Raw genomic sequence first — 12966 nt, forward strand, 5'->3', positions numbered from 1 at the left:
AGGTCCCGCGCATGCCCCGTCCCTTCACCCTGTTCACCGGTCAGTGGGCCGACCTGCCGCTGGAGGAGGTCTGCCGGCTGGCTCGCGACTTCGGCTACGACGGCCTCGAACTCGCCTGCTGGGGCGACCACTTCGAGGTGGACAAGGCCCTGAGCGACCCCGGCTACCTGGACGGGCGGCGCGAGCTGCTCGACCGCTACGGGCTCAAGTGCTGGGCGGTCTCCAACCATCTCGTCGGCCAGGCCGTCTGCGACCACCCGATCGACGAACGCCACCGGGGCATCCTGCCGGCCCGGGTCTGGGGCGACGGCGAACCCGAAGGGGTGCGGCGCCGGGCCGCCGAGGAGATGAAGGACACCGCCCGCGCCGCGGCCGCCTTCGGGGTGCGCACCGTCGTGGGCTTCACCGGCTCCTCCATCTGGCACCTGGTCGCGATGTTCCCGCCGGTCCCGCCGCACATGATCGAGCGTGGGTACGAGGACTTCGCGGAACGCTGGAACCCGGTCCTGGACGTGTTCGACGCCGAGGGCGTGCGGTTCGCCCACGAGGTGCACCCCGGCGAGATCGCGTACGACTACTGGACCACGCACCGCGCGCTGGAGGCCGTCGGCCACCGGGCGGCGTTCGGGCTGAACTTCGACCCGAGCCATTTCGTCTGGCAGGACCTGGACCCCGTGGGATTCCTGTACGACTTCCGCGACCGGATCCACCACGTGGACTGCAAGGAGGCGCGCAGGCGGCTGGACGGCCGCAACGGGCGCCTCGGCTCGCACCTCCCGTGGGGCGACCCGAGGCGGGGCTGGGACTTCGTCTCCGCGGGGCACGGCGAGGTGCCGTGGGAGGACGTGTTCCGGATGCTCCGGTCCATCGGCTACGACGGGCCGGTCTCCGTGGAGTGGGAGGACGCGGGGATGGACCGGCTGGTGGGGGCGCCGGAAGCGCTCGCCACGCTCAGGCGGTACGACTTCGAGCCGCCGTCCGCCTCGTTCGACGCGGCGTTCGGGGGCGGTGACTGAGGGCGTCCTCGCGTACGGCGGGAGGCGGGCCCCGACGACCGTCCTCGCCCACGACGGGTGCGGTGGCAGCACGGTGTCCTCGCGCCGGGCCGGGGGAGCGGTGGGCCGCGTTCATGCGGTGGCGGCCGTGTGCCCGCCCGGTGCTCACTCCTGCCCTCGGCCTGCCCGTACCCGACCGCCACCCCCGCCCCCGGCCTGCCCGCGCCCGGCCCCCCACCCCTGCTTTGTCCCGGCACGGGAAGAAGTTGGACGAGAACGCCGCACAAGGGCTTTCCGGTCCGGACGAAGAGGTCTACCGTCCAAGGCATGTCCATGACATAACTCGCACCCGGACGAAGCGCGCGGCAGTCCCGCGCGGCACGGCACGGCAGCACTCGCCCGTACCACCGGCATTCTCCGGAGGACACTCGTGCACCGAACAAGAGCCAGAAACCAGAACGGAACGTGGCTCCGCGTCCGCAGGACCCTCGCGCTGCTCACCGGCGGCCTGCTCGCGGCGACCACCCTGACCCTGGGCGCCTCGCCCGGAGCGGCCGCGACGGGGCCGGCGACACCGGCCGCCGCGGACACACCGGCCGCTCCCGCGCACGCGGCGGCGACGGCCGCGGCCGAGGGGCTCCAGCAGGTCACCCTCGCCAAGGGCGCCGCCGAGACCGGGGAGCCCATGACCCTCGCCGTCCTCCCCGACCGCAGCGTGCTCCACACCTCGCGCAACGGGGAGCTGCGCCTCACCGACAGCGGAGGGAACACCCGCGTGGTGGGCGCCGTGCCCGTGTACTCGCACGACGAGGAGGGGCTCCAGGGCGTCGCCGTGGACCCGGACTTCGACAGGAACCGGGCCGTCTACCTCTACTACGCGCCGCCGCTGGACACCCCCGCGGGCGATGCCCCCGAGAACGGCACGGCCGCCGACTTCGCCCCGTTCGACGGCGTGAACCGTCTCTCCCGCTTCGTCCTCAAGAGCGACGGCACCCTCGACAACGCCAGCGAGAAGAAGATCCTCGACATCCCGACCTCACGCGGCATGTGCTGTCACGTCGGCGGCGACATCGACTTCGACGCCGACGGCAACCTGTACCTGTCGACCGGCGACGACACCAACCCGTTCGCCTCCGACGGATACACGCCCATCGACGAACGCCCCGACCGCAACCCGGCGTTCGACGCGCGGCGCAGCTCCGGCAACACCAACGACCTGCGCGGCAAGATCCTCCGCATCAAGGTCGCCGACGACGGCTCGTACACCGTTCCGGAGGGGAACCTCTTCCCGCCGGGCACCGACAGGACCCGCCCCGAGATCTACGCGATGGGCTTCCGCAACCCGTTCCGCTTCTCCGTCGACAGGGCCACCGGCATCCTCTACGTCGGCGACTACGGTCCCGACGCGGGTGCCGCCGACCCGAAGCGCGGCCCTGCCGGACAGGTCGAGTTCGCGAGGGTGACCGGACCGGGCAACTACGGCTGGCCGTTCTGCACCGGTGCCAACGACGCCTACGTCGACTACGACTTCGCGACGAAGACGTCCGGCGCGGCCTTCGACTGCGCCGCCCCGAAGAACACCTCGCCGCACAACACCGGTCTCGTCGACCTGCCGCCCGCCCAACCCGCCTGGATCCCGTACGACGGCGGCTCCCTGCCCGACTTCGGCACCGGCTCCGAATCCCCGATGGGCGGACCCGTCTACCACTACGACGCCGCCCTCGACTCGCCCGTGAAGCTCCCGGAGGCGTACGACGGGCAGTTCTTCGCCGGGGAGTTCGGCCGCCGCTGGATCAAGGCCGTCGCACACGACGCCGACGGCACCGTCCGGTCCATCAACCCCGTCCCGTGGACCGGGACGCAGGTGATGGACATGGCCTTCGGGCCCGACGGAGCGCTGTACGTCCTCGACTACGGCACCGGATGGTTCGGCGGGGACGAGAACTCCGCCCTCTACCGCATCGAGAACGCGGCCGGCGGACGCTCGCCCAACGCCGTGGCCTCCTCCGACAGGACCTCCGGCCAGGCGCCGCTGAAGGTGCGGTTCTCCTCGGCGGGCACCGTCGACCCCGACGGCGACGCCCTGACCTACGCCTGGGACTTCGGCGACGGCGGCACCTCGACGGCCGCCGACCCCACGTACACGTACCGGAAGAACGGCACCTACACGGCCACCGTCACCGCCAAGGACCCGACGGGACGCACCGCTTCCGCCAGTGTGCACATCACGGTCGGCAACACGGCGCCGAAGGTCGAACTGAAACTCCCCGGGGACGGGCAGCTGTTCGCCTTCGGTGACGACGTGCCGTTCCAGGTGACCGTCACCGACCCCGAGGACGGCACCGTCGACTGCGCCAAGGTCGAGGTCCGCTTCGTCCTCGGCCACGACAGCCACGGCCACCCCATCACCACCGTCAACGGGTGCTCCGGCACCATCAAGACCGCCATGGACGGCGGCCACGACCCCAACGCCAACATCTTCGGGGTCATCGACGCCTCCTACACGGACGGCGGAGGCGGCGGTCAGGCCCCCCTGTCCGGCCACGACCAGTCCCAGCTCCAGCCGCGCCACCGCCAGGCCGAGCACTACTCCGCCTCGTCCGGCATCAAGGTCTACGACAAGGCGCCCGCCCACGGCGGCAAGACAGTCGGCGACATCCACGACGGGGACTGGATCTCCTTCAAGCCGTATCTCCTCGGCGACTCCAACCGGCTCACCGCCCGCGTCTCCTCAGGCGGCAGCGGGGGCTTCCTGGAGGTGAGGGCGGGTTCGACGACCGGCACGATCCTCGGCTCCACCCCGGTCCCGGTGACCGGCGGCTGGGAGACGTTCCAGGACGTCGACGTACCCCTGCGCAACGTGCCCAGGAAGGCCACCGAACTCTTCCTCGTCTTCAAGGGAGGCGCCGGGGCCCTCTACGACGTCGACGACTTCGAGCTCGTCCACAGCACTCCGGACAGGAACGCCAAACGGGTCCTGGTCTTCTCGAAGACGGCCGGCTACCGCCATGACGCGATCCCCGACGGCGTCGCCGCGCTCAGGCAGCTCGGCGAGGACAGCGGCATCACCGTCGACGCGACCGAGGAGGCACGGCAGTTCACCACCGCCAACCTCGCCCGGTACGACGCCGTCGTGTTCCTGTCGACCACCGGTGACGTGCTCGGCGCCGACCAGCAGAAGGCGTTCGAGAACTATGTGGCCACCGGCGGCGGCTACATGGGCGTCCACGCGGCGGCGGACACCGAGTACGACTGGCCGTTCTACGGGGGACTCGTCGGCGCGTACTTCTCCTCGCACCCCGCGATCCAGCCCGCCACCGTCCGCGTGGAGGACCACGAGCACCCGGCCACCGCCCACCTCGACGACGAGTGGAACCGCACCGACGAGTGGTACAACTACCGCACCAACCCGCGCGGTCGGGCCCGGATCCTCGCCACGCTCGACGAGACCACCTACACCGGCGGCACCATGAAGGGCGACCACCCCATCACCTGGTGCCAGACCTACCAGGGCGGCCGGTCCTTCTACACCGGCCTCGGCCACACCAAGGAGTCGTACGCCGAGCCCGCCTTCCGTCGGCTCCTCCTCGGCGGACTGCGCTACGCCTCCGGCCAGGTGAAGGCCGACTGCAAGCCCGACACCGGCTACCGGACGATCTTCAACGGCAGGACGCTCGACGGCTGGAAGCAGGCGGGACCCGGCGGATTCGACGTCGTCGACGGCGAACTGCGCTCCGTCGGTGGTATGGGACTGCTCACCTATCGGGCCAAGGAACTCGGGGCCTACTCGCTCAAGCTCGACTGGAGGATGAGCGGCGACGACAACTCCGGGATCTTCGTCGGCTTCCCGGAATCCGACGACCCCTGGTCCGCGGTGAACAACGGCTACGAGATCCAGATCGACGCCACCGACGCGCCCGACCGCACCACGGGGTCCGTCTACACGTTCAAGGCGCCGAACACCAAGGCCCGCGACCGCGCACTACGCCCGCCCGGCCAGTGGAACAGCTACGAGATCAAGGTCCTGGGCGAACGCCTCCAGGTCTTCCTGAACGGGGTGAAGATCAACGACTTCACCAACACCGATCCGGCGCGGAGCCTGAAGAGCGGATACATCGGCATCCAGAACCACGGTGCCGACGACCATGTGTCCTTCCGCGACATCAAGTTGAAGGAACTGCCCGCGGCGTAGCACGGCCGCCGGTCGGTCAACCGACGCCGGAAACAGGTCGATTCGGTCTGAGACCAAGGTCCGGTGACCCATGCCGCGGGCGGACGGTGGGCGGGTGCGAGGGCGCCCCGCCCGCCGTCACCGCCGGGTCCGTCCCGTCCCGTTCCCTCCGTCCCCGTCCCTGGCCCTGTCCCATTTCCCTCTCTTCCCGTCCCCGCCCCGCCGCACCTTTGTTGTACAGCGCGCTCCGCCCGGCCCAGCCAGGACCCCGACAAGGGAGGCAGCCCGTGTCAGCACCCGCCGTACGTACCGGAGTCTGGTTCGTCGGAGCACGCGGTTCCGTCGCCACCACGGCCGTGGCGGGCCACGCCGCGGTCGCGGCGGGGCTCCACCCGGCGATCGGCATGGTCACCGAGACTCCACCGTTCGCCGGCAGCGGCCTTCCCGCCCTCGGCTCGCTCGTCTTCGGCGGACACGACACCGCCGACCGCCCGCTGCCCGAGCGGGCCGAGGCGCTGGCCGCCGGGGGAGTGCTGCCGCACGGACTCCCGGCGGCGGTCCACGACGCACTCGCCCGGGCGGACAAGGAGATACGTCCCGGCGGCCCCCTGCCGGGCGACACCCGCGGCGACGAGGAACTCGTCACCGCCCTCGCCGCCGACCTCGAGGACTTCGGCCGCCGCAACGGCCTGGCCACAACGGTCGTGATCAACGTCGCCTCCACGGAGCCCGTCCCGGACCCCGCTGACCCGCGGCTGCCCGCCAGTTCGCTCTACGCCGCCGCCGCGCTCCGGGCCGGCTGTCCGTACGTCAACTTCACCCCCTCCACCGGACTGCGCCACCCCGCCCTCCGGGACGCCGTCGCGGACTGCGGACTCCCGCACACGGGCCGCGACGGCAAGACCGGCCAGACGTTGCTCCGCTCCGTGCTCGCTCCGATGTTCGTGCAACGCGCCCTGTCCGTACGGGCCTGGTCGGGCACCAACCTGCTCGGCGGCGGGGACGGCGCGGCACTCGCCGACCCGGGCGCGGCCGAGGCGAAGAACGCGGGCAAGGAACGTGTCCTCGCCGATGTCCTGGGCACCGCACCGGAGGGCGAGGTCCACATCGACGACGTACCGGCGCTGGGGGACTGGAAGACGGCCTGGGACCACATCGCGTTCGACGGATTCCTCGGGACCCGCATGGTGCTCCAGACCACCTGGCAGGGCTGCGACTCCGCACTCGCCGCACCACTGGTCCTGGACCTCGCGAGACTGGTGGCGCGTGCCCACGAAAGAGGGCTGACCGGACCACTGCCCGGGCTCGGCTTCTACTTCAAGGACCCGGACGACGGACCCGCCGCGCTGTTCGAGCAGTACGGACGCCTGCTCGCCTTCGCCGACACCCTGCGGGGGCCGCGGTGAGCGCCCGCGCCTGGGCGGAACTGCTACGAGTGTCGGCGCTGTTCACCGTCCCCGGTGACGCGCTCGCCGGGGCGGCGGCCACCGGACGGAGTCCCGGCCGGGGCACCGCGCTCGCCGTGGGCGCCTCCCTCTGCCTGTACGAGGCGGGTATGGCGCTCAACGACTGGGCCGACCGCGAGGAGGACGCCGTCGACCGCCCGCACCGCCCCCTACCCTCGGGGCGCGTCGCCCCCGGTGCGGCCCTTGCGGCGGCGGGGGCGCTGACGGCCGCCGGACTCGGACTCGCGGCCCGGGCCGGCCGCCCCGCCCTCGTGGTCGCCACGGGACTGGCGGCGACCGTCTGGGCATACGACCTCCGGCTCAAGCACACCCCGGCCGGACCGGCGGCGATGGCAGCGGCACGCGCCCTCGACCTGCTGCTGGGAGCCGCCGCCACGGCCACCGCGACACCGGGTACGACAGAGCAGAGGCGGCGTTCGGCCGGTACCGGTACGGGCGCACGCGCCGGCTCACGACCGTGCTCCGGCCCGAACGCGGACAGCGGCGCGGTCACGAGCGGGCCCGCGGCACCGCGTTCCGGCGGCTTCGTCCGGGGCGGTGGATCCGTACGGGCCGGTGGCCGTGCCGGGGCCGGTGGTCCCGTACGGGCCGGTGATTTCGCGCAGGCCGGTGGCTTCGTACGTGTCGGTGGCTTCGCGCGGGCCGGCGGTCCTGTACGGGCCGGTGGTTCCGTACGTGTCGGCGGCTTCACGGGCGTCGGTGGTTCCGTACGGGCTGCCCTCCCGGCCGCCGGACTGCTCGGGGTGCACACCTACGCCGTCACCGCCGTCTCCCGGCACGAGGCACGGGGCGGCTCCACCGCCGTCCCCCTCGCCGCGCTCGTGACCACGGCGGCACTCGGCGCCACGATCCTGCGAGAGCGGTGCGACCCATGCGAACAGCCAGGGGCCGTGGTCCCTGTCCCGCGTGCCGGGCGGGCCACGAACCCGCTCCCGTTCACCGCGCGAGGCCCGGCCCAACGGCAGCGACCGCACCGCCCGTCCCCGCCCCCGGCGCCCGCCACCCGTCTTCTCCTCACCGCACTCACCGGGGCGTATCTCCGCACCGCCACCGGCCCCCTCCTGCACGCGGCCCTCAACCCGTCCCCACCGCTCACCCAACGTGCCGTGGGAGCCGGTATCCGCGCGGCGATCCCGCTCCAGGCGGCTCTCGCCGTACGCGCCGGGGCGACCGGCACGGGCATGGCCGTCATGGGGCTCGTCCCACTCGCCCGCGCCCTCGCCCGGAAGGTGAACCCCACATGACGATCCGTTTCGGCTACGGCACCAACGGGCTCACCGACCTTCGCCTCGACGACGCCCTCGCACTCCTCGCCGACCTCGGATACGACGGTGTCGGCCTGACCCTCGACCACATGCACCTCGACCCGCTCGCCCCGGAACTCGCCGCACGTACCCGGCGGGTGGCGGCCAGGCTCCAGGAACTCGGCCTCGGCGTCACCGTCGAGACCGGCGCCCGCTACGTCCTCGACCCCCGCCGCAAGCACGGCCCCTCCCTCCTCGATCCGGATCCCGGCGCCCGCGAGGCCCGCACCCGGCTGCTCGTCCGGGCCGTCGACGTCGCCGCCGACCTCGGCGCCCACGCGGTCCACTGCTTCAGCGGCACCATGCCGCTGGGCACCGCCCCCGACACCGCCTGGCGGCGCCTCGCCGCCTCCCTCGCTCCCGTCCTGGACGCCGCCGACCGGCGCGGCATCCCCCTCGCGATCGAACCGGAACCCGGGCACCTCCTCGCCGCCCTCGACGACTTCCACCACCTCCGTGCCCTCACCGGCGATCCGGAACCGCTCGGACTCACCCTCGACATCGGCCACTGCCAGTGCCTGGAAACCGTCCCACCCGCCGACTGCGTCCGCGAAGCCGCTCCCTGGCTGCGGCACGTCCAGATCGAGGACATGCGACGGGGCGTCCACGAACACCTCCCGTTCGGCGAGGGCGAGATCGACTTCCCGCCCGTGCTCGACGCGCTCGACGTTCTCCCGGACGCCGGATACCGCGGTCTCACCGTCGTCGAACTGCCCCGCCACTCCCATGCCGGTCCCGAACTCGCCCGCACATCCATCGAGTTCCTCCGCGCACACGGCCGGTCGAGCCGCTGACACCGCCGAAGGGAGCAATGCCATGCCGACGACCCCCCCGATGAACCCGAGGGATGCAACGAACCCGACGGATCCGACGAGCCCGACGGACCACACCTCCCCGGCGGTCCCGCCGGCCGTGAAAGTGTCGGAGACGATGTCGCTCCCGGCCCCGCTGCTGGCCCGCGAGGAACTGGGCGCCCGGCTCGGCGGGGCCGCGCGCGCCTGGCTCGACGAGGCCCTCGCCGAGGCGGAGCACGCCGCCGCCCACGAGGACGCCGAGCAGCCCGTCGGACCGTACGGCGCACCCCCGTGGGAGCTGCGGTACGCCGCCGCCGGCCGGAGCTGCGGACCGGAGCACGCCGACTCCGTACGCGCCCTGCTGCTCGTCGAGGCCCACGCCGCCCTGCCCGTCGTCACCCGGCTCTACGAACAGGGCACCGCGGCCGAGCGGCGCGCCGTCCTGCGCGCCCTTCATCTGCTGGACCTCGGACCCACCGCCCTCCCGCTCGTCGAGGACGCCCTGCGCACCAACGACACCCGGCTGATCGCCGCGGCCGTCGGCCCGTACGCCGCCACCCACCTCGACGCGCACAACTGGCGCCACGCCGTCCTCAAGTGTCTCTTCACCGGCGTCCCCGTGGACGCCGTGGCCCGGCTGGACCGCCGCTCCCGTGGGGACGCCGAACTCGCCCGCATGCTGGGCGACTTCGCCGCCGAACGCATCGCGGCCGGCCGTGACGTCCCCGCCGGTCTCACCCGCGTTCTCGGCCTCACCACCCCCACGCAGGAGTCCTGATGCGCATCTTCGACCCCCACATCCACATGACCTCCCGCACCACGGACGACTACCGGGCGATGCACGACGCGGGCGTCCGCGCCCTCGTGGAGCCCTCCTTCTGGCTCGGCCAGCCCCGCACCTCGCCCGCCAGCTTCCTCGACTACTTCGACGCCCTGCTCGGCTGGGAGCCCTTCCGCGCGGCCCAGTACGGCATCGCCCACCACTGCACGCTCGCCCTCAACCCCAAGGAGGCGAACGACCCCCGCTGCACCCCCGTCCTGGACGCCCTGCCCCGCTACCTCGTCAAGGACTCGGTCGTCGCCGTCGGCGAGATCGGCTACGACTCCATGACCCCCGCCGAGGACACCGCCCTCGCCGCCCAGCTCCAGCTCGCCGCCGACCACGACCTGCCCGCCCTCGTGCACACCCCGCACCGCGACAAGCTCGCGGGGCTGCACCGCACCCTCGACGTCATCCGCGAGTCCCACCTCCCTGCGGAACGGGTCCTGCTCGACCACCTCAACGAGACGACCGTCAAGGACGCCCTGAACAGCGGCTGCTGGGCCGGCTTCTCCATCTATCCCGACACCAAGATGGACGAGGACCGCATGATCGCGATCCTCCGGTCCCACGGCACCGGGAGGATCCTCGTCAACTCGGCCGCAGACTGGGGGAGGAGCGACCCCCTCAAGACCCGCAAGGTGGGCGACGCGATGCTCGCCGCCGGGTTCGGCGAGGACGACGTCGACCAGGTGCTCTGGCGCAACCCCGTCGCCTTCTACGGGCAGAGCGGCCGCCTCCGGCTCGACACCGCCGCCCCGCCGGCCCTCCACGAGGGCAACTCCATCCTGCGCGGCGGGGAGTGAGGCGATGCGCTTCCGCCACCCCGACGGCTCCACCGTCCACCTCGCGTACTGCACCAACGTCCACCCCGCCGAAACCCTCGACGGCGTGCGCGCCCAACTGCGCGACCACTGCGAACCCGTCCGGCGCCGGCTCGGCCGCGACCGCCTCGGCATCGGCCTCTGGCTCGCCCGGGACGCCGCCCGCGCCCTGACCGACGACCCGTCCGAACTGCGGTCCCTGCGCGCCGAACTCGACCGCCGAGGACTGGAGGTCGTCACCCTCAACGGTTTCCCGTACCGGGGCTTCGGCGCCGACGAGGTCAAGTACCGGGTGTACCGGCCCGACTGGACCGACCCCGAACGGCTCGCCCACACCACCGCCCTCGCCCGCCTCCTCGCCGGGCTCCTCCCCGACAACGTCACCGAGGGAACCATCTCCACCCTCCCCATCGCCTGGCGCACCCCCTTCGCGTCCGACCCCGAGGCCGCCGGTCTCGCCCACACCGCCCTCACCACCCTCGGGGAACGCCTCGACGCCCTCGCCGAACTGACCGGCAAGTCCATCCGCATCGGCCTCGAACCCGAACCGGGCTGCACGATCGAGACCACCGCCGACGCCCACACACCCCTCGCGGCCATCGGGCATCCGCGTATCGGCATCTGCGTCGACACCTGCCACCTGGCCACCTCCTTCGAGGACCCCGAGACCGCCGTCGACGCACTCGACGCCGCGGGCATCCGTGTCGCCAAGGCCCAGCTCTCCGCCGCACTGCACGCCGAACACCCCCACCTCCCCGAGGTGCGCTCCGCGCTCGCGGCCTTCGCCGAACCCCGCTTCCTCCACCAGACCCGCACCCGAGCCGCCACCGGAGCCCTGCACGGCACCGACGACCTCGACGAAGCCCTCACCGGCCCGGCCCTGCCCGACCGCACACCATGGCGTGCCCACTTCCACGTCCCCCTCCACGCACCGCCCACGCCCCCTCTCACCTCCACCCTTCCCGTGCTCCGCTCCGCACTGACCCGACTGGTCGGAGGCCCGCGCCCCCTCACCGCCCACCTGGAGGTCGAGACCTACACCTGGCAGGCGCTCCCGGCCGCCCTGCGCCCCCGATCCCGCGCCCAGCTCACCGACGGCATCGCCGCCGAACTCACCCTCGCCCGCGACCTCCTGTCCGACCTCGGCCTCAAGGAACTCCCATGACCTCAGCCGAGACACCCCGCACCGCCGCGCCCACCCCTCTCCTCGTCATCGACGTCGTCGGGCTCACCCCGCGCCTCCTCGATCACATGCCCCGCCTCAAGGCCCTGGGAGGCTCGGGCACCAGCGCCCCGCTCGGCACCGTGCTCCCCGCGGTCACCTGCGCCGCCCAGTCCACCTTCCTCACCGGAACCGCTCCCGCCGAGCACGGCATCGTCGCCAACGGCTGGTACTTCCGCGAACTCGGCGACATCCTGCTCTGGCGCCAGCACAACGGGCTGGTCGCCGGGGACAAACTCTGGGACGCCGCCCGCCGCGCCCACCCCGGCTACACCGTCGCCAACATCTGCTGGTGGTACGCGATGGGCGCCGATACCGACATCACCGTCACCCCCCGCCCCGTCTACTACGCGGACGGCCGCAAGGAACCCGACTGCTACACCCGGCCGCCCTCCCTGCACGACGAACTCACGGACAGATTCGGCACGTTCCCGCTCTTCCACTTCTGGGGCCCCGGCGCGGACCTCGTCTCCTCCCGGTGGATCATCGACGCGACCCGGTACATCCTCGACACCCGCCGCCCCGACCTGGCGCTCTGTTACCTTCCGCATCTCGACTACGACCTCCAGCGCCACGGCCCCGACGATCCCCGCGCCCATCTGGCCGCGGCCGAACTCGACCGGGCCATTGCGCCGCTCCTGGACGACGCGCGACGCGAGGGCCGCACCGTCGTCGTCCTCTCCGAGTACGGCATCACCCGCGTCGACCGGCCCGTCGACATCAACCGGGCCCTGCGCCGCGCCGGACTCCTGGAGGTCCACACCCAGGACGGCATGGAATACCTCGACCCGATGGCCTCGCGCGCCTTCGCCGTGGCCGATCACCAGATCGCACACGTCTACGTACGCCGCCCCGAAGACCTCGCGGCGACCCGCGAAGCCCTCCAGGACCTCCCGGGCGTCGAGCGGCTCCTCGACGACGAGGGCAAGAAGGCCAACGGCCTGGACCATCCCCGTTCCGGGGAACTGGTCGCCGTCGCGGACCCGGACGCCTGGTTCACCTACTACTACTGGTTCGACGACGTCCGCGCGCCCGACTTCGCGCAACTCGTCGAGATCCATCGCAAACCCGGCTACGACCCCGTCGAGCTCTTCCTCGACCCCCAGGACCCGTACGTCCGGATCAGAGCCGCGACCGCCGTCGCCCGCAAGAAACTCGGCATGCGCTACCGCATGGCGGTCGTGCCCCTGGACCCGTCACCTGTTCGAGGCAGCCACGGCCGCCTTCCCATGAGCGACGAAGAAGGACCGCTCATCCTGTGCTCCACCCCCCACGCGTTCACCGGACCCGTCCGCGCCACCGAAGTGAAGTCCCTGCTCCTCGAACTTGCCGGACTGCACTGACGACCCCCCGTCCCGCGAAGGAGTTCC

The 12966-nt window shown here is 72.4% G+C and carries 9 protein-coding genes; all 9 read left to right on the plus strand.

The window, feature by feature from the left end; all coding sequences use genetic code 11:
* Positions 1–11 precede the first annotated feature (11 nt).
* Positions 12–1016 carry a sugar phosphate isomerase/epimerase family protein gene (locus ACFYY6_RS23620; RefSeq protein WP_351523399.1) on the plus strand — a complete coding sequence of 335 codons (1005 nt, stop codon included), beginning with the start codon at positions 12–14 and terminating at the stop codon, positions 1014–1016.
* Positions 1017–1425: 409 nt separating this feature from the next.
* Positions 1426–5187 (plus strand): ThuA domain-containing protein, encoded by a 3762-nt coding sequence (locus ACFYY6_RS23625; RefSeq protein ID WP_389194961.1) that lies wholly within the window; start codon positions 1426–1428, stop codon positions 5185–5187.
* 266 nt (positions 5188–5453) lie between these two features.
* The gene (locus ACFYY6_RS23630) at positions 5454–6572 is read left to right on the plus strand and encodes an inositol-3-phosphate synthase (protein ID WP_389194964.1); all 1119 of its coding nucleotides are present in this window, start codon (positions 5454–5456) and stop codon (positions 6570–6572) included.
* Positions 6569–7876, plus strand: coding sequence for a UbiA family prenyltransferase (locus ACFYY6_RS23635; protein ID WP_389194967.1), 1308 nt, complete (start codon positions 6569–6571; stop codon positions 7874–7876). The genes ACFYY6_RS23630 and ACFYY6_RS23635 overlap by 4 nt, the downstream gene beginning before the upstream one ends.
* On the plus strand, positions 7873–8730 hold the full coding sequence (locus tag ACFYY6_RS23640; protein ID WP_351523406.1) for a sugar phosphate isomerase/epimerase family protein: 858 nt from the start codon (positions 7873–7875) through the stop codon (positions 8728–8730). The genes ACFYY6_RS23635 and ACFYY6_RS23640 overlap by 4 nt, the downstream gene beginning before the upstream one ends.
* Positions 8731–8866: 136 nt before the next feature.
* Positions 8867–9508, plus strand: coding sequence for an EboA domain-containing protein (locus ACFYY6_RS23645; protein WP_389194970.1), 642 nt, complete (start codon positions 8867–8869; stop codon positions 9506–9508).
* A complete protein-coding gene (locus tag ACFYY6_RS23650; RefSeq protein ID WP_351523410.1) occupies positions 9508–10356 on the plus strand; it encodes a TatD family hydrolase in 849 nt (282 codons plus the stop codon). Before ACFYY6_RS23645 ends, ACFYY6_RS23650 begins: the two co-directional genes overlap by 1 nt.
* A gap of 4 nt (positions 10357–10360) precedes the next feature.
* Positions 10361–11539: a metabolite traffic protein EboE gene (gene eboE, locus ACFYY6_RS23655; protein WP_351630396.1), complete on the plus strand. Its 1179-nt coding sequence runs from the start codon at positions 10361–10363 to the stop codon at positions 11537–11539.
* Entirely contained in the window at positions 11536–12939 is a 1404-nt protein-coding gene (locus ACFYY6_RS23660; protein ID WP_386609048.1) for an alkaline phosphatase family protein, read from the plus strand. The genes eboE and ACFYY6_RS23660 overlap by 4 nt, the downstream gene beginning before the upstream one ends.
* The last annotated feature ends 27 nt before the right edge of the window (positions 12940–12966 follow it).

The sequence above is a fragment of the Streptomyces sp. NPDC001750 genome (assembly GCF_042892615.1).
Lineage (GTDB): Bacteria > Actinomycetota > Actinomycetes > Streptomycetales > Streptomycetaceae > Streptomyces.